Source organism: Aquimarina sp. Aq78 (assembly GCF_900299525.1).
Lineage (GTDB): Bacteria > Bacteroidota > Bacteroidia > Flavobacteriales > Flavobacteriaceae > Aquimarina.
The window spans coordinates 1-18,604 of the sequence record NZ_OMKA01000016.1 but is presented as its reverse complement, the minus strand read 5'-3'; the positions used below and the strand labels follow the sequence as shown (position 1 = coordinate 18,604).

21 protein-coding genes are annotated in these 18,604 nt (G+C 29.6%); 3 read left to right on the top strand and 18 right to left on the bottom strand.

Going from position 1 to position 18,604, the window contains the following annotated elements; all coding sequences use genetic code 11:
* The first annotated feature begins 40 nt into the window (after positions 1-40).
* On the top strand, positions 41-670 hold the full coding sequence (locus tag DG435_RS10540; protein WP_106794692.1) for a TetR/AcrR family transcriptional regulator: 630 nt from the start codon (positions 41-43) through the stop codon (positions 668-670).
* Between the two features lie 305 nt (positions 671-975).
* Here the strand turns inward: DG435_RS10540 and DG435_RS10535 are convergent, their stop codons facing one another.
* Entirely contained in the window at positions 976-1,797 is an 822-nt protein-coding gene (locus tag DG435_RS10535; RefSeq protein WP_159025761.1) for an alpha/beta fold hydrolase, read from the bottom strand.
* 115 nt (positions 1,798-1,912) lie between these two features.
* Here DG435_RS10535 and DG435_RS10530 point away from each other — a divergent pair, with 115 nt between their 5' ends.
* Complete coding sequence (locus DG435_RS10530; RefSeq protein ID WP_106794694.1) at positions 1,913-2,521, top strand: TetR/AcrR family transcriptional regulator; 609 nt, start codon at positions 1,913-1,915, stop codon at positions 2,519-2,521.
* Positions 2,522-2,548: 27 nt separating this feature from the next.
* Here the strand turns inward: DG435_RS10530 and DG435_RS10525 are convergent, their stop codons facing one another.
* The 5 genes from DG435_RS10525 to DG435_RS10505 form a co-directional block, all read right to left on the bottom strand.
* The gene (locus DG435_RS10525; RefSeq protein ID WP_106794695.1) at positions 2,549-3,586 is read right to left on the bottom strand and encodes a dienelactone hydrolase family protein; all 1,038 of its coding nucleotides are present in this window, start codon (positions 3,584-3,586) and stop codon (positions 2,549-2,551) included.
* A gap of 122 nt (positions 3,587-3,708) precedes the next feature.
* Positions 3,709-4,206, bottom strand: coding sequence for a DinB family protein (locus DG435_RS10520; RefSeq protein ID WP_106794696.1), 498 nt, complete (start codon positions 4,204-4,206; stop codon positions 3,709-3,711).
* Between the two features lie 187 nt (positions 4,207-4,393).
* Positions 4,394-5,065 carry a DUF6796 family protein gene (locus tag DG435_RS10515; RefSeq protein ID WP_106794697.1) on the bottom strand — a complete coding sequence of 224 codons (672 nt, stop codon included), beginning with the start codon at positions 5,063-5,065 and terminating at the stop codon, positions 4,394-4,396.
* 115 nt (positions 5,066-5,180) lie between these two features.
* Positions 5,181-5,549, bottom strand: coding sequence for a glyoxalase (locus DG435_RS10510; RefSeq protein ID WP_106794698.1), 369 nt, complete (start codon positions 5,547-5,549; stop codon positions 5,181-5,183).
* Between the two features lie 306 nt (positions 5,550-5,855).
* A complete protein-coding gene (locus tag DG435_RS10505; protein ID WP_106794699.1) occupies positions 5,856-6,326 on the bottom strand; it encodes a hypothetical protein in 471 nt (156 codons plus the stop codon).
* Between the two features lie 167 nt (positions 6,327-6,493).
* On the opposite strand from DG435_RS10505, the gene DG435_RS10500 reads away from it, so the two are divergent.
* Entirely contained in the window at positions 6,494-6,832 is a 339-nt protein-coding gene (locus DG435_RS10500; protein ID WP_106794700.1) for a helix-turn-helix domain-containing protein, read from the top strand.
* Positions 6,833-7,173: 341 nt separating this feature from the next.
* On the opposite strand, the gene DG435_RS10495 is transcribed toward DG435_RS10500, so the two are convergent.
* The 12 genes from DG435_RS10495 to DG435_RS10440 form a co-directional block, all read right to left on the bottom strand.
* The gene (locus DG435_RS10495; protein WP_106794701.1) at positions 7,174-8,202 is read right to left on the bottom strand and encodes a hypothetical protein; all 1,029 of its coding nucleotides are present in this window, start codon (positions 8,200-8,202) and stop codon (positions 7,174-7,176) included.
* A 211-nt stretch (positions 8,203-8,413) separates the two neighbouring features.
* On the bottom strand, positions 8,414-8,806 hold the full coding sequence (locus DG435_RS10490) for a hypothetical protein (protein WP_106794702.1): 393 nt from the start codon (positions 8,804-8,806) through the stop codon (positions 8,414-8,416).
* Between the two features lie 224 nt (positions 8,807-9,030).
* A complete protein-coding gene (locus DG435_RS10485; RefSeq protein WP_106794703.1) occupies positions 9,031-9,246 on the bottom strand; it encodes a hypothetical protein in 216 nt (71 codons plus the stop codon).
* A 223-nt stretch (positions 9,247-9,469) separates the two neighbouring features.
* Positions 9,470-10,930: a serine hydrolase domain-containing protein gene (locus tag DG435_RS10480; RefSeq protein ID WP_106794704.1), complete on the bottom strand. Its 1,461-nt coding sequence runs from the start codon at positions 10,928-10,930 to the stop codon at positions 9,470-9,472.
* 151 nt (positions 10,931-11,081) lie between these two features.
* Positions 11,082-12,566: a serine hydrolase gene (locus tag DG435_RS10475; protein ID WP_106794705.1), complete on the bottom strand. Its 1,485-nt coding sequence runs from the start codon at positions 12,564-12,566 to the stop codon at positions 11,082-11,084.
* An 86-nt stretch (positions 12,567-12,652) separates the two neighbouring features.
* The gene (locus tag DG435_RS10470) at positions 12,653-13,780 is read right to left on the bottom strand and encodes an AraC family transcriptional regulator (RefSeq protein WP_106794706.1); all 1,128 of its coding nucleotides are present in this window, start codon (positions 13,778-13,780) and stop codon (positions 12,653-12,655) included.
* Between the two features lie 263 nt (positions 13,781-14,043).
* Positions 14,044-14,553 (bottom strand): hypothetical protein, encoded by a 510-nt coding sequence (locus DG435_RS10465; protein ID WP_106794707.1) that lies wholly within the window; start codon positions 14,551-14,553, stop codon positions 14,044-14,046.
* Between the two features lie 217 nt (positions 14,554-14,770).
* Positions 14,771-15,307, bottom strand: a complete 537-nt coding sequence (locus tag DG435_RS10460; RefSeq protein ID WP_106794708.1) for a hypothetical protein — start codon at positions 15,305-15,307, stop codon at positions 14,771-14,773.
* A gap of 110 nt (positions 15,308-15,417) precedes the next feature.
* Positions 15,418-16,071 (bottom strand): DUF4375 domain-containing protein, encoded by a 654-nt coding sequence (locus DG435_RS10455; protein WP_106794709.1) that lies wholly within the window; start codon positions 16,069-16,071, stop codon positions 15,418-15,420.
* A 144-nt stretch (positions 16,072-16,215) separates the two neighbouring features.
* Positions 16,216-17,076 carry a hypothetical protein gene (locus DG435_RS10450; protein ID WP_106794710.1) on the bottom strand — a complete coding sequence of 287 codons (861 nt, stop codon included), beginning with the start codon at positions 17,074-17,076 and terminating at the stop codon, positions 16,216-16,218.
* A gap of 267 nt (positions 17,077-17,343) precedes the next feature.
* A complete protein-coding gene (locus DG435_RS10445) occupies positions 17,344-17,790 on the bottom strand; it encodes a hypothetical protein (RefSeq protein ID WP_106794711.1) in 447 nt (148 codons plus the stop codon).
* Positions 17,791-18,043: 253 nt separating this feature from the next.
* Positions 18,044-18,478 carry a hypothetical protein gene (locus tag DG435_RS10440; RefSeq protein WP_106794712.1) on the bottom strand — a complete coding sequence of 145 codons (435 nt, stop codon included), beginning with the start codon at positions 18,476-18,478 and terminating at the stop codon, positions 18,044-18,046.
* Between the last annotated feature and the right edge of the window lie 126 nt (positions 18,479-18,604).

The following is an 18,604-nucleotide window of genomic DNA, read 5'->3' as shown; positions in this document are numbered from 1 at the left end:
ACAAATTTACTAATATTAATTTTTTAGGACAAGTTTACTAATGAGCAAAAAGAAGAAATTAATTTTAGAAGTTGCTAGAACTTTATTTAATGAAAAGGGTTACAGTCAAGTAACCATAAGAATGATTGCTTTAAAACTAGACATGAGTTCAGGAAATCTAAATTACCATTATAAAAAGCGAGAGGATATTTTTGAAGCTTTATATTTTGAGATGGTTTCAGAATTTGATGAGAGAATAAAGAACTTAAAAAATGCAGAAGTCTCAGTAACACAAATTAGGAATGATATTGAACAAAGTATGATAAGAATGATTGATTATAAATTCTTCTGGACAGATTTATACAATCTTTTAGCCGTAAGTGAAAAAGTAAAAAAACATTTTCAAGAAGTTTATAAAAACAGAATCACTGGTTGTTTTTTGTTGTTTGAAAAAATGAAAAATCAAAATTTAATGAGAGATTCGTCTTTTGAATTGGAGTATAATTTTTTGGCAGAAAGAATGATTAGTTATGGGAACACATGGCTATATTCTACGAGGTTATACTTTAATAAATTTAACTCAAATGATATAGATAATCAGGTAAATACACTTTTAAGTATGTTGTATCCATTTCTTACGTCTCTAGGGCAAAAGGAATTTAAAAAAATACTACCAAATCTTTTTGATTGAGGTGTTACAACGTCTTTTGTAGTATGGTTTGTTTGCATCCATCCATAAGGGCACATACACCATATAAATTGCTATAGACTTTTTATTTTTTTAATAGTTCTATAATCTCCTCATTTTTCATTCAGAATTCATTTTTTTCACGTGTAACTCATGGTTGGTGTAGAGTTTGATTGGCTAGGAACTAAATTAATAAAAGAAAAGAAACCAAAGGGAGAATTTGTAGGATTTTCCTAGTACGTATAGATTTAGTAATTAATTTTTTAGATTATTGCAAACCAGTTTGTAATATCTATAGTTCTTAATGTCTAGTTTATCCATTCCACTATTTTTTTTTGAATAATTGGGTATGAATTTTTAGAAGGCATATGTTTTGAGTTTTCTAAAAGATGGACTTCTTTTAAATTTGAAAATAACTCTTTACTTCTTTGAGCAATTTTTTCTCCAGGAAAATAGATATCATCTTTAGCAGCAATTACATATACTGGAGCTTTAAAATTTTCAACCTCTTTTGGTTTTAATAACTTAGGTATTCTTGTGTCTAATTTTACACCTTTCATTATTAGGCTTAACATTTGGAACAAAAAATCATCTTCAGTAGGAACAAATGCACTTAAAAAAGATTTTAGATGTTTTTCTTTTTTAGTAATACTCCATCTAATTAACGGAAAAGTAAGTTTTTTTGTGGACTTCCAAATATTTCCATTTACAATACCGCTTGGTACTACCAAAATACATTTTTCTATACGTTGTGGTTTATAAGTTATTAGCTTTTCAACGATAAACGCACCATAAGATATTCCAACAACATTTACTTTTTTTATCTCTAATTTTTCCAAAACTTCATCTACCCATAGCGCAAAAGAATTATCTTTAATATTCATTATTGTTTCTTCGCTCTTAGTTGCTTGTCCTATGGTTTCAATAACATAAAAACAATACTTGTCTAAAATCCCTTTGATGGCCTCTAACGTAATTGGTGCGCCAGCATTATAACCGTGAAACATTACAATTTTTTTTCCTTTAGAATTGCCTGTTTTTACAACTCTGGTTCTTCCAAATTTTGTGTCAACATCTATATTGGTATAGTCAATTTGTAAATCTTTTAATTTTTCATCATACAGATTCATTAGATCTGTTTTTGCCTGGTTATTCTTGTATATTGATGCCACAGTAAATTTAATTTAAAACAAAGATATTTAAAATATATCAAAATTAGTCCAAATAGCCTATTTTTGTGAAATAATGAAAACAAAAGACAAGATTAAAAATACAGCTAGAGAGCTTTTTAATAATAAGGGGTTTAGAAATGTTACGTTAAGAGAGGTTGCTAAAGAGCTTTGTATTAGCTATGGTAATGTTACATATCATTTTAAAACAAAGAATCAATTGATTCTTAATTTATATGAAGATATGCAAAACGAGATCTTAGAAATTTTAAAAACATTTGATTATGAAAATTTATTAAAAGGCATATTAGAGGCTCCTAAATTTACTTTTGAAATCTCAATAAAGTACTTGTTTTTTTATGTCGATTTTATAGAAATTAAGAGAAGTTATACAGATATTTCTTTAAAATTAGAACAAGATAATGCAGATAGAAAAAAAGGATATTTGCAAATTTTACAAAGGTTACAGCTTCAAGAATTATTGCGAGGTGAGTTAATCGATAAAGATTTAGATTATTTAATGGATTTAAGTGGAGCAATGCGTACTTTTTTCTTTATAAATCTTCATCCCAAGAATTTTTTAGATGTTGATTTAAAAGATAAATATGTAGTTTATGTAAATAACTTAATCTTTCCATACCTTACTACAAAAGGTATGGAGAAGTATAAGTCTTATTTAGGGTAATCTTTCGTTATAATAAGGTCTAATGGTTTACAACGTTTTTTTAAAAAAATCCAATGCCAATCTCAATGTTTTTTCGTGTATTTCCTTTCTGTCAACTGTTGGTTTGTCTATTGTTATGTTAGGTGCGACTTCTTTTCCGAATTCTGTGGGTTCATTCAAAAACACATAATGTCCAACATTTTTATCAAACAAGTGTATTTGGCTGGTCTTGATTAAATGATGGTAATTTTCCGCATTGTTTTTTATAGGTGTATTTGTGTCACCTTTTCCGGCTACAATAAAAACAGGTGCGGTAATTTTGCTTGTTTGTTCTTTGGCATGGAATCCAAATCCAATTGCTGGCGCCATCACAAAAAATGCCTTGATTCTATCATCTTTTACATGATCTTTGTACTTATTATAGGATGAAACGATAAGGCTGTCATTTTCAAAATCTATAATTTCATCCGTTTTGGGAAATTCGGCGGGCATTTCTCTACCTTCTGGTTTTTCATTTTCTCTAATTGTTCTATCTACATAACCACCTGCCAATGCGATATTTGTATAACCTCCCAAAGAAAAACCAACTCCACCAATTCTTGACGTGTCTATTTTTGTCCCAATTTCAGTATTGTTAAGGATATTTGTAAGTACGTATTGAACATCAATTGCTCTTTCCCACCATTTTACGAATTCCCTCGGTATTTTATTAAAAGTGGAATTCCCATAGTGATCTAATGAAACAACAACATACCCTTCTTTTACCATTTTTTCAATAAACCAAGTCAATGAAAACCTATTGCCTCCTGTTCCGTGCGAGATTAATATCAGCGGAAATTTTTCATTCGGAATAGTTGCATTCGGAATTGTTTCGATGGTCTTGAAAAGTTCCTTTTGGTTTTCTTTCGACTCTTTTTTTGTCAAATTATCTAAAGTAGGGTACCAAATTTCAGTAAGTAATGGTCGATTTCTTGATTCATCTACAAACGTTACTGATTTTTGTCCTATTCTAAACGTTTTTTCTTTTTGCTGGGCACAAGAAAGAAATAGGGTGATTGCTGTTAAAATTATTAACGTGTTTTTCATTTATTAGTTTGTCAGTTAAAATTTATAGACAAACGAAAAAAAAAAATGTTACAGTATTTCTTTAAATTACTATCGATGGTTTATATATGAATGGTAGGACAAACAATTACTTATAGCTATTATTAGCATTTGTTATTTTCTTTCAAATATTTAATGATTATTCCAAGTTGCCCTAAATGGTAAATATCGTGATGTAGCATTCCGTTAATTACAAAACTATATTTATAATTACCTTTAAAATCTGTATCATAATATTCTTCATTCAGAAATTCATCATCTTTTGATTTTAATAAGTTAATTAATTCGGTCAGGGTTTTATCATATTCCGATTTGATATATTGCCAACCGATTAATTTCAATTTGTCATTAGTCAACCAGTTTTCCTCGCAATCATCTGTTTTACTTCCTTTACCTGTCTGGATTTTTAAGATTGTCTCTTTTCTCCACAATGTCAAATGAGAAATTATTTCAGCGATACTGTGTAAGTTTTCAATCGGTCTAAAGAAAACTGCATTTTCGTTTACCTGATTCAATTTGCTGGTAAAAGTACTACATATCCATAATTTTCCATTTTGGACTTCTACTAATTGTTGAATAATATTTTCGACAAGGTATTTCATTAAAATAAATGCTAACGTTAAATATATGTGTCGTAGCAGGGCAAAATGTTATGTTGCGATCGACAAATCTGCGCTGATTTTATAACTTTCCCTACATATAGTCTTTATGTCTTAGCAAATATACAAGAACCATTGAATCCATCAATAAAACCTGCTATGACTTATATTTGGTGTTGTATGCAGTGCTTCATTCACTATTTGATTCACTTCGTTTGATATTCCACAAAGCAATCGTAGATGCGATAAAAAAGATAATTAAGATTATATTTAAGTACCCTCCACATACTATAATCCAAGTACTGCCTGACAAATTTTTACAAATAAAACCTTGAATCAAAAAAGGTATAAGTGGAAAAAAAAGAATAATCCATCTCGGATATAAAGTTTTTCTTTTCCAAACTTGAACGATAAATAAAATTGATAAAAGCCCAAAAATAGGATAAACAAATAACCTTAAAACATTATTTGTTTCTACAGCAAGTGAGACGGCCTCATTCATATCAAGATTATTTTGAGTAGCCAATTTTGCTGATGTTGCAATAGAAACATACACACCATGGATAACTCCATATGCTATTACAATAGCTCCAAAGCAAAATAATATGGTATTCCTTAAAACAGGTTTACTTGGTTTGAACGCATGATATACTTGAACCACTCCAAGCATATAAAACCAAGCAGCTAACAGAGCGGTAACGCCACTTGTAATAATTCTTAAGTCCGATGCCTTCCCCATATTTTCTCTTAAATTGGTATTACTTGAGTCATAGTAAAAAAGCATATCTCCGGCAAATAGAATTAGTCCACCAATTATTCCGAATATTCCAAAGACTCTAATCCAAAACTGATTAATTTTCATTGATTGCGCTTATTTTGTATGCTGTTTTTTATTTGTAATAGTAATGCCAATTACTTTCATAATTCGTGTCAAAATTCTCTTTATTGCCCAGGTAAGTAGTTTTTCAATCTTATTATTATTTGGAATTAAATTCCCCAAAATGCCATAATATTCCACAAGGGTCGTGAAGGAAAAACTCGTTTCCCCATTCTTTATATACAATTTCAGATAATCGTACATTCTTATACTTTTTAGTCAATTTTAGATTCTGTATAGTTTTTAAAGTATTTTCCAAATTATCTACTTCGAAGAAAATCATTGAGTTATCAATCCAATCTTTTACAAAAGCGTCTTGTAGATAAAATCCGAAGTTTCCAATATAGAAATAAGACATTTTTTTAGAGGTAATTATTTCCTCAAATCCCAAATCAGTATAAAAATCTCGAGAAATAGTATAGTTTTTAGAACCAATAAAAGGCCTAATGGATTTTCCTTCTATTTTCATTTTGAGCATTTTACTAAATTACATACAACGTGTTTGTATAAGAGCAGTAGCTGATAAATTGCTCTTACTTTCAGATAGCAATATACTCAATTAAAGACAAAAACGGTTTGAGTTCTCATCCATACCGCTATTGCTTTTATACGTTGTTAGCTGTAGTTACTTTACTAAGCTTAATAATTCATCAAATAATTTTTTTAGAACTCTAATTACCCTTAACGTTTTGGATATGGGCTTTTTGGGATTTAGAGACAAATATCTATCTAACTCGAATCAAACAAAGCCATTTTCAATAATTATTGCATTTCATTATTCTATGTAATTCGGTTGATAATAATTCTTAAGATAAGAATCCCAATTTGGTTTTTTTGAATTCTTTAAAATAGTCTCTACCCATAAATTTCTTTCGTACCACAGTATACCCAAATCCCAAACACAAAATTGTATTCCTTTGTCAGAGTAGTCTATTATTTCATTTGGAGAGTCTAATTCTGAAAAATAAACATGATGCTGCATTACATTTTCATAAATCCACCAATTTACTAATGTGAACACGCAATCTTTTGCTTCGTGAATGATAACAGTTCCTATCTTATAATTCGGATATGCATTTATCTTGGTTTTTTCTTTAATCAAGTTGGGTAATTTAGATTTGATAATTTTTTCTACATCTGGAATTACTCTTGTTTCATCATACTTTATGCGATATACCTTGAATTTCCAATCATTAAACTCGTATAATCCTGAATAACTAGTTGCTCTTTTTTTAAATTGTTCCATATTTTATTTTTCTTAAGATTGAATTTTTTTAATCTCTCATATGTGATTTTAAATCATATTTCATGATAAAAAAGTTATACTATAAAAAGTATAGTTGCAAAACTAATTATAGTATTTTACTTTTGCAATAACGGTCAAAAAGGATAGTTTAATTATATATTAGAAATATGTACAATTTTAACGGGAGAGAATACCCCTGTTGTTCAAGTTTAACGATGGGTATTATTGGAGGGAAGTGGAAAACAGCCATCTTGTATAATTTGATGAATGAAACATTGCGATACAATGAGCTAAGAAAGAAAATGTCAACTGTTGTTACCGATCGTACGCTAAGTTTGCAATTGAAATCATTAGCCGAAGATGGAATAATCAAAAGGAAGGTTTTTTATTCAAAACCACCACTTAAAGTTGAGTATTCTTTGACTGATTTTGGTAAAACATTGATTCCTTTAATTCAACTTATTGCTGACTGGGGAGCTTTTGTCAATGAAAGAAATACTAAGTAGGATTCTTAATATTTGTCAAGGATTCAAATACCATAAATAAGCAGTCCCAGTTAATTTAGTGTCAAATTTATATAGATTTAGATTGAAATCACCTAAGACCTTCTACCGTAGGTTTAAATACTAGTTTTTTCAAATTACAGTTAACGTTTAGTATATGGCAAGTAGGGCAGTAGAAAGCGATAAACTTTCGGGATTGCTCTGAGCCAAAGCGTTGTATTTTGTTTTTAATTTATTCATTTTAAAAGCCAAATCAACGATTTGGTGGTGTTTGTAAATAGCACTAAACTTTGGGTTAAGCACCAAAACCGGTATTAATTATAGCCATTGTTAGCAGTTGGTTTTTATTTTTTCAAAACATAATTAAACTTTGAACTTTGAATCTTTTCTTTGGTTTTATCAAAATTCAATGAGTCATTCAGTTTTTTATAAATTATGTTTTTTTGAATACTAATATTGATATTGTTGGAAGTTAAATCTATACTCTTAGAATATGTTTTCAATGCAGATTCTAAATTCCCTCTAAGATATTCCTTTGTTGCCTGTTTAAACAGTGACTCGTAAGATTTTGTAATATCACTTGTTTTTTTGTTGACTTCTATTTTTCCATTTACATTTTTTAAATCTGGAAACACGATATAATGAAATGAAATTTCTTTAAGAACTTTAACTTTTTTTCCATTTACGATTGGAGAAATCCACATTCCATTAGTTTTCGAAATCGCCTTTTTCAAATTTTTATCATATGATTTATTAATGTGATGATGGATTTTTATATCACTAACTTTTCCATCGGTGTTTATCACAAATGTAGAGTAAGACAAATGCTCTTTCCCATTTGAACGTTCTTCTACAAATGGTTGAATAAAACTCTTCACATCAGCGTTGTCTTTATTCCTGAATTTTGGGTAAACTTTTTGATTTTCAATATATAAATAGTCTTGTTCTTCTTTAATAATATCCTTTTCATCAAGAGTTAATCCATCCAAATAAACTTGCTCTCTATTAAAAAATATCCTAGTAGAACTAGGGCTAATTTTATTATTATTTAACTCAATTAAAATGAGTTGTTTATTATCTATTTTTTCAATCTTAAACTTGTTGAATAGTAAATCGACAATATTATTCTGAATGGTGTATTTAATTTCATTGCCCTTTTCATTGTAAACTGAGGAAATATACATTTGACCATTATTTTCAAAAGTATACTTGATAAATTTTTCATCTCTTTTTTCAATAAATGGGTCGCTTTTTTTATCAAATGCCTCCATTTTTGTTTTAATCCAAGAGCCAAGAATAATTCTACTATTTTGACTAAATAGAGATGTAGAAAGTGTAAATAAAAATATTGAGGTAATTATTCTGATATTCATTTTTTCAATTTGCTGCTAACGTTTAGCTATGCGTAGTGCGGGAGCAGAAAATTACAGGTTTTCGAGCAAGCACTTAGCCAAAGTTTATGTTTTGTTTTTAATTTATTCATTTTTAAAAGCCAAATCAACGATTTGGCGGTGTTTGTAAATAGCACTGAACTTTCGTCAACCACTGAACGCCTTATTTGCTATATACAGTGTTACCCATTTTTTATTTGTTCTTAATCGGGTTCGTTTTCAAATCTAAAATTTCGATCACCACACATTCTGCTGAATGTGTTGCACCTTCTCTGAAATAGCCCTTCATTCCAATTTTTATTTTGCCGTAATGATATGGTCTCATTTCATTATTAATAATCCACATTCGAGCCGTTCCAGAATTTGGCACTTGCTTGTCGTTATCAAGAAGAACATTGCCACATTCATCTTCAAATTCAGGCCATATCATATACATTTTATCTCCCTCACCTTCAATTGAAAAATCTGAACGTATTCCTTGAAAAGGCTCACCAGATATCCTCCCTCCATTTTCTGGATTTCTGAATTTATATCTGACTCGAAAATCTGCCTTATGACCTAGTCGGTTTTCGTATGATTCGTGCATCCCCAATTTTATTTATAACATATCAGTTTGACGTAGTCATCTGTTACTTCAAGAGCAAATTGCCCCACACTTTCTATTAATTCAGTAATCATTGATAGATTTTGTTCCTTTATGGGTTCTGCTTTAACTGTCTTCGGAAAAATTAGGAATTCTATTTCTTTGAAGGTCAACCAACCGCCAAGCGAATTGTGTCCTTCAAAGCCGTTTTGCCAATAGTCAAATCCTTAAGTGGTGTCCTCAGTGAGATATAATTCACCTATCCCTTCACTTTGGACCTTCTTGAATTCGATTTTTTCAATTTTGCCTGAGTCACCTACAAGTTTATCTATCAAACGAGCCCATTTTGAGTTTGACATTAGATGTTCAGAGAAACGAGCAACAGATTTTTCAATCTCTCGATCAATTTGTTCGTCATATCTTTTTGCTTTTTTCGTTCTCATTTTAATTGTGGGTAAAGTGTTTGTGTATGGTTTCGTTGCGTCTTTCAGCAACTAAATTAGCAAATACAAACCGAATAGAAAATCCGTGAGGATTTTCGTAAGTAGGCGAGTACTAGCAATGAATTATACACTGTGCTGGCATTTCGTTTTTTTACTTCTTGTATCTATATTAATAAGCAATATGAATTTATGGAGAATACATTCAATTCTGATTTTTCTTTATCTAATCTCCATCATTCATTCCTAATTTTTTTAGCATTGCAATACTATTAATGTTATCAGGATTAATTTCAACAGATTTTTTATAGTTAATAATAGCTTTTTCTTTCTCATTGTTTTTCATTAATGCCTCAGCATAACTATTATATACATTTGAAGAATTAGGAAATATTTTTACGTTTAGATGAAATACCGCAATTGCGTTTTCAAGTTCCCCTTTTGAAAGGTAGAAATACCCCAAATCATTCAATTGATTTTCTCCAAAATCATATTTGTCAGATTGACTTTCCTTTAGTTTCCAATAGATTTCGGTAGCAACTTCCATTCCTTCATTTCTAATCTTTATATTAATAAGGTTAGCAATAGAAGGTTTTTTTGGTTCAGTTAAAGGTGATGTTGCATCTAATAAATGAAATCCAATATCATCGATACCTACAGCATTTTTTGAATTTGTTAATACCACTACACCTTTATCTCCACCTTTTATAAAACCTATAAATGTTCGATAACCTCCTGTTCCTCCATTGTGCCATACAATTTCTAATCTATCACGTAATAGAATGTGCCACCCCAAGCCAACTTTTAAACTATTATGCACAGTTGCTGTTTTAGTATGCGACAGCTTCATAGCAGGATATAAATCATTCTTTTTTAAACCCATATTATGTGCTAAATAATTAAGCATATCTACTGCCGTAGAACGAATAGCTCCAGCACCTGCTAAAGTTGGAATGTCCCAATTTTCCACTTCAAATCCAAAACTGTTATGCCCTATAGCTAAATTTTCTTTCATTTTTGGATTTAAAGTAATACGAGTATTTTCTAATTTTAAAGGATTTGTAATAACCTCATTTACTAACTCTTCATAACTCATTTGTTTTTTATACGCCAATAGATGACCTAACAAACCCTGTGAGTAATTAGAGTATTCGTATTTTGAACCAATGTCTCGAGGAAGTTCATAATCATTCAAGAAATTATATAACTGCTCTATAGAATAGTCTGCATAAGGGTTTTCAGAATTAGCAGGGGTAAAATTATTTGGCATCCCAGGGAATGAAGAAGTGTGATTTGATAAATGATACAATTTGATTGATTTTCCGTTTCTTTTTGGTGCTGTAATACCTTTTGGCAAAAGCTGTTGTAAAGGAGTATCTAAACTTAACTCCCTATTTACTACTCTATCTGCTAATAAAATTCCCGTAAATGTCTTTGAAACAGAACCAATTTCAAAAACAGTATTTTCATCAACAGGAGAATTAGTCTTTAATGATTTTACACCATAGTTATAATAAGTTACCCCTTTAGAATTAATTACTCCAACAACTATTCCTGTATTTTCGCTATTATCAACACGAGATTTGATGTTTTCCTTTACTTCTTCAGAAATAATGTTGTTTTGAGTTTGACATCCAGAGAATACTATTTGAGAAAAAATTAATAAAGCAATGAAATATTTTTTCATGAGTTTTAAGTTTTTTGATTTATTGAACTACAAAGGTGGTAATTAGAATACAAAAGAATGTCCTACTTTAGTAAGTATTGGTACTTCTTTGTGCAAGTTTTAGATTATCAGTTATTCGTGATTTTGGGTGATAGGAAACTATTTACATAGTCTAATGAGGTTTTTTAATTTTCTTGAAGATAGAAATTGGCATTTTCGACTCTAAATTAATTTCTATAGCATCAATTTCTCCATTTATTGCTGTATGAAAATGTAATTTATATACTTCGTTATAACCACTTATTTTAAGCTTTACTTTGAAGTTATTAAACCCAATATGTTCCATTTTACTTTCAAAGTCATTGAATTCAAAATGTAGTTTCTTGTTCTTTTTTGAAATAGTGATATTTCCATATGTTTTATCTTGGTATTTTCCTATATATTCATCGGTTTCATGTAGCAATGGTATTTGTTTTTTACTAATAATTCTCTTCTTTTTCTCTTCTTTATATTCTAATGATTTTTCCAATTCATAATTTCTTACGTGATTATCTTCATCAAAAATTTCAGTAGCATAATCATTAATTAATGAAATATAATTAGACCAATTATTAGTCATTATTACAATACCAAACTTTTTTTCAGGCACTATGGTAACTTTGCTTCTAAATCCATCTATTGCACCCTCTTTTTGTATCCATTTTTTACCATTTTGAAAGCCCATTATCCAACCAATAGATGTTGATATAGAGTGAGTTGGTTTAAAAGGTGCGTGAGGACCTGTTACATAGTTGAATTGATTTTCATTTAAAAAATCAGTATTATCAACGGCACCTTTATTTGCTAGCATTTTTATCCATAATGCCATATCATGAGGTGTAGATGAAATTGAACCTGCTGGAGCAATGATGTCAATATTTTGATAATCTACTTCTGTTATTCCATCTGGCTTATAGCCATTAGACCTTTCTTTATATTCCATAAAATCTTTAAATCCAGTAAATGATGTTTCCATTTTTAAGGGATTGAAGAGTTCTTCTTTTACAAGATTCTCCCATTTTTTTCCACTCACTTTTTCTTCTACAACGCCTGCAACTAAATACATAAAATTATTATAACCATATTGTTGTCTAAATGAGGATTTTGATTCTAAGAGTGGAAGTTTCGACAATATTTCATCTCTTGTAATTAATGAGTTTTGATAATACATCAATTCATACCTACCTACACCTGTTGTATGTGTAAATAAATCTATCATTGTAGCATTCTTTGTTACATAACTGTCTGCCACTGCAAACTCAGGGTAATACTTTTTAATTGGGGTATTCCAGTCAAGTAATCCTTTTTCAACTAATTTAGAGGCAATAATTCCTGTCATAGGTTTTGTTACAGAACCAATAGCAAATAAAGTGTTTTTTGTAACTGGTTTTTTTTCAACAGCATCACGATAGCCAATACCACCTTGATAGATTATTTTGCCATCATAAACGATTGCCATTCCAACTCCTTGAGTATTTGTCTTAATGCGAAGTGAATCAGCTAATTTTAAAAAGTAATCTAATTTTTGATCTATTGTCCTTTTTGTAGTGTTTTTAACTGATTGCCCAAATACTGCTATTTGAGTTAAGAATATTAAGAGCATAAAGCATTTTTTCATGAATTCCGAATTTTTATATTTTGATATACAAAAGTGCTATTTAGGGTGAAAAAGAACGTTCTACTTTAGTAGGAATTAGCACTGCTTTATGCAAGTAACTGATTTTTAGCTGTTTTTCTGTATTGGGAAGGTGTTAAGTTTGTCTGCTTTTTGAACGCAGTATTAAAGGGAGTTTTTGAATTGAAGCCTACATCATACATGATTTCTTGAATTGTATTTTTTTTAAATGATGTATCTCTTAATATTTTCATCGCCTTTTTTATTCTATATTCATTTACAAAATCAAAAAAATGTTTACTCATATGTTGATTTATTAAAACAGATAATTCTCGTGAAGGAATATTTAAATGATTTGCTAATTTTTGAAGTGTTAAGGACGCATCTAAATATGGCTCTTCATCTTGCATAAATTGATTTATTTTTTCAATACGTGGATCTTCAATTCTGTTTATTTTTTCTTTAATTGGAAATAGACTTGCTTCTATGCCTTGAAATATTTTAGGAGCAAAAAGCGCTTTGCTAAATAACCATGAAATAAAAGCTACACTTAAAAGCAACATTATAATACGCAAATTGTCCATTGTGTCAATGTTATTGTAAGTATGTCGTTGAATACTTTTTGCGAATGTTATAGTTGCTATAATAATATCAATAATTAAAAATTGTTTTAACCATGTATAATTTATTAGAGCGTTCGAGTTAGAGTAATTTTGTTTTACAATGTTGCGATAGCGTATAACTTGATATACTTCAAGAAATAAAAAAGTATAACCCACTGCGTAGCCAAAAAAAGTAGTAAAAAGTACTGCTGGTTGGTCAGAGTAATTTTCAAAAAATAATTTTTGTTGATGTATATTAATATTAAAAAAAGCAGGAAATAATACCACTAAATTAATAAAAAGGGGTACGAAAAACAGTATATATTTGGTTTTAAGTTTAAAATTATCATATAATACTGAAAGTATATATAGGTACAGTATAGGGGATTTTAAACCGGCTAATACTTCCATTCTAAGCATTTCAGCAGTATAAGATAGTGTTATGAATTTCGGATAAAAAAATGCAGTTAGATCTAAAGCAATAACAATTAAATAAACTGCAAATAGTAAATTACTCAGCTTTTTATTTGTTTTTAGAGAGAGTAAATATCCTGCAAAAAATAAGAACAAAAAGACAGAAAAAATGCTTAATAATTCAATAGTATTAAATGTCATTATCGCATTGCGGTTTTAAAGTTTTTTTTGAATTATCTTTCTGTAATATTCTCATAATTTTGACTTTAGACTGGGATTTGTAAATGAATACCAACGTTTAATATATGTGTCGTAGCAGGGTAAAATGTTACCTTGCTTTTGGCTTTTCTGCGCATTGATTGTTAACTTTTACTTTCAGCAAGCATTGCGCCATCATAAATATACAAGAACCAATCGATTCATGACTTAGCTGCTATGATCACATATATGTTGTTGTACAACGTTTACTTGTTCATTAATTCATCCATTCTGTCATTAAATACAGTATAAATTTCTTCTGCTTTTAATTCGGTTTTGTCTTTTGTACAATCTCCACCAAGCATTACAATTACTGTTTCTTTGTTATTAACAGTTTTTACGTTAACTCCAAAAATTGGAGCATATCCACCAGAAAATTCAAAAAACATGTAGTATTCAGATTCAGAAAACTTGTCGGCTATTTTTGCTATGCGTTTTTTCAATTCTTGCTTTTCCATATCCGTCAAATTTAAACTTTCGCTTAATTTATAAGGTATTACGCAAGAAATGACAGAATTAAGGTCAGAATTTAATTTCTCTTTAAGTTCAACTATTACTTTATTTTCTTTTAATTCCGCAACTTTTAGATTTAGGATATGATTTACTTGTTTTTCCGATCCTTCTAGTTCAGATAATTGCTTAAGCAAAGGATTTTCTTGCGCTTTTAACGATAAAGAAAGGAAAATGAATAATATTGTAGTCAATACTTTTTTCATATGTTGTACAACGGTATTGTGTATGAAATGTAGCATGCAAAAAGACACTAACTTTTCAGTTTAACACAGAGCCGAATTTTAAATTTTGTTATTTATTTTTTTCTCATTTTAAATATACCAAATTTAAAAATTTGGTGACTTGGCAAATAGATAAAGACCTTTCGGTTAGGCACTTATTGTCCTATTTTTTTTATACATTGTTGTGTGTAGTGCTTTCTCACATTTTTGTTCCGATGTAATATACTTTTTTATCTTTCGGCACTACAAAAATTAATTCCGCTCCAGTTGGGTCAATTCCATTGCAATAAATACTCCAAGGATAGACATAAACATCTTCTTTTTGTAAATTTTCTAATTTCGGAAACCAAGGAATTTCATATTGCCATCCGCTTATCATTTTTACTGCATCATCCAAAACTTCTGGCAAACTATCTAATCTATAAAATCCTTTTTTATTTTTCAGCTCGTCAATTGTCACTTTCGATATGTCAATTCCATATGCATCAAGATAATCACCAGTAAAGGAGCGACCAGATTCATAACTATTCGTTACTTTTTCGATTCTTTCGTCTCCAAGTCCGCACCAATTTAATACAAATCTAACATCAGATTTCGTTGCTTTGTTTTCAATAGTTTTATTTCCGAATGATGATGAATAAGCGAAATAACATAAAATCAGAATTAGTCCAATTAATGATATTCCTCCCCAAATAGTTAGGGCTTTCTTTCCTAAATTATAAATTCTGTTCTTCAATTAATTTTAAGTTCAAAGGTTTGTTTCGCATTACACACAACGTCTCGGGTATGGTGCGTAGCGCGCTGAAAGCCGCTATGAACTATACCCATTGTTAGCCACTTTGTTTTTTATTCTGTTATAAATTCGTTTTTGTTTTCTCTAATGTACTTTATTCTTAGTTCTCCAATTTTCTCGGTATCATAAAGGTTATAAAATTCAGTGTCCAAATCATTTAGTGGATTGTCTTTATAAGATTCGCTAAAACTTTCCATTGTTCCATCGTCAAATTCCTCAAGTCGTTCCTTATTTTCCGAATAAATTTTATTCGCTCGTTTAGTTAATTCTGAAAACTTTTCTGCTCCAATTGTCATGAATCCGACTTCCGCCATTTCCGCATATTGTCCGCTCGAATTAAAATAGAATTGGTTAAATCCACCATTATTGACTTCTCCTTCGATTATCCAAGTCGAGAAGAAGGCTTGCTGTCCTTTCGAAAGTTTTTTCACATTATTTAATTCGTTTTCATAGTCGTCTCCGATAATCTCATAAATGTTGTCAAAAATTGCTTGTTCAAGCTTGTCATCAGAAATTGAGTCCAAAATTTCATCTGTCAATTCCTTATAGATTTTCCGATTTTTGAATTCATCAATACTGTTTTTGGACTGTTCAAGAAACTGCTCAAACTCAGCATCTTTTTTAGGTTCAGGTTCATTCTTTCCTTTACAACCAAAGAAATTTAATATTGAAGTCAAAATCATTATCGTTATTATTCTTTTGCTCATTGATTGGTCTACATTGTGGCTAACGTATTTGTGTATGGTTAGTTGCGTAATTTTAGCGTAAAAATAATTAAAATACTTGAAGTTAATTGTCTGCGAGATTTTTCCGAAGGAATAAATCCTTAAGCAAATGAATTATACACGTTGTTAGCACCAGTTTTTTATATATCGTTTAAATTCAGTTATTATTTCAAATGGAATATGGTAAGCATTAAAAGTTACTTCATTTCCATTTCTCTCCAAATTGTTAAACACTTTTATGTCATTAGTTTTGGTCTTATATTTTCCAGCAAAAGTTTCTAAATTAGAAATAGCATTTTCAATTTCTTCTTTTTGTTTAGTGAAAATAAATTTTTGAATTTTTAGTATAGACGTAGATAAATCCACAATTAGAGGTTTTAAATCAATATCTACTTCTAGATTCTTTATATCATCATAAACAATTTTTCCTAAAAGACTTTTCTCTTTCTTTATTAAATCGAGGTCAATCGATAATTGTAAACTTCCAGTCGTTTTTACTGGTGTTTCAATATTCTTTTCGGCTTTTAGTTCTAACCCTTGAAGCGGAAAACCTAAATGAAGAGAATAATTCCTCAATTTTATTAAAAAGCGATATGCAAAAACGTTATCAAATTCATTACTTGTAAGTTCTCTAAACTCTTTAGATTCTTCAGAGTCTTTTCCGTATTTTCTTTTTAGATGTGCTTCTCCATTATCGAGAAAAAACTTAAATGAAGATAGCAAATTCAGAATCACTCTATTTCCTTGGAATAATAATTCTTGACTATGTGCTTTTTTAATATCAACAGTTCCAATATGTAAATCCGATATTTTTTCTAAAAATTCCGAATATTCATTTCCGTTCATTTGAAGGTTTTTGAAAATAACAAATTGTGTATAAGCAACTTTTATTATTTCAGAATCGAGTTGAATCTCGTCAAAAGTTTCTTGACTTATATTTTTAATAGTGTCAAATTTTCTATTCTCAAATGTTGAAAGTCTTATCAATTCAGAGTGCGGTTTTCAAATTGGTGCTAACGTCTCGTATAAGAAACGTAGGGCAGGTGATAAGCGATACGTTTCGAATTGGTACTTAGTCAGATATAAATATTTTGCTTTTATTTTTTTCTCATAAATGCCAAATTTTATATTTGGCGACCTTGTAAATAAACACAGACCTTTCGATTAAGCACAAAAGCCCTATGTTTTTTTATACATTGTTATGTGTTTTCTATTTAACGGGTTTGATATGATAAGTCGTTTTTTCTTATTTCCCTAAGGAATAGTAATATATCTATAGTCAAAGTCATAAGGTGCCCCAAATAAAAATGCATTTCTTGAACTATCAAAAGTCACTTGTTCCCAGTCTCCTGAAAAGTTCTCTAAGTTCCATACTTCAACATTACCATCTTCTTTTATTAGCTTGATAGAACTATTTTTTAATTCTAATTTTCCAACACCTTGTTTCTCCAAAATTGGAGTTCCTTCAAATCCAATGAATGGTATTTTTACTCCGTTTAAAATAATAACTGATTTTTCTAAATCATACTCCCATTCATCTTCTATTTCTATAACTTTTCCAGTATCTATTTCAAAATAAACTATTGCATGGAAATCAAAAACATAGAAACAACCATTCTTAGGTATAGTAAACCCCCTAGACCTTTCTATACAGTCAACGAAGCATATTTCATAATACAGTTTTTGTGTCTTGATAAACATTAAGCCAATTATATTTTTATTTTTCAGTTTCTTTTAACTCCTTGTTCTAAGGAATTAATTCGTTTGTAATTTTGAGGATTGCACATAACGTTTAATATATGTGTCGTAGCAGGGCAAAATGTTACCCTAATTTCGACAAAAACTACGCATTGGTTGCTAACTTTTACTTTCTGCAAGCATTGCGCCTTACCAAAAATACAACAACCATTCGATTGACCACTTAGCTGCTATGATCACATATATGTTGTTAGCATTAGTTGTTTTGGTTTCTTATTAATTCCAATATTGTTTCGTAATCCCTTGTTTTTTCCCATTCCAAGTATGACTTTGGAAATTCGAGAATATTTAAAATCTCATCAACATATTCTTTTAAAAATTCATATTCATATTCAAAATCATAGAAGGATTTCAATTCAGAATACTTTCTGAAAATTGGAGTAGATTTATTTAAGTAATATTCCAAGATACAATTAGGACTTAATAATTTCGTGTTCTTTTTATTACCAATATAAATATAAGGCATATCATATCCTCCGTGTTGAATTGTGATTAATACCTTTTCTTTAGATATAAATAACATCTGTCCGTCCCTGGATTTAATCTTTTCAAAACCTATTTTGGGTAAAAGTAAAGATGCTTTTTCAGAAAGCTTATCATACAAAGGATGATATGGCCAATCAAATGACATATTTTTGTTTTTATTAATGCTAACGTTTCGTGTATGGTGTCGTAGCATCCCGAAGGGTGCTATGCACTATACACATTGTTAACTACTTTTATTTTATTAATTCTACTCTTGTAACTAAGTATGTCA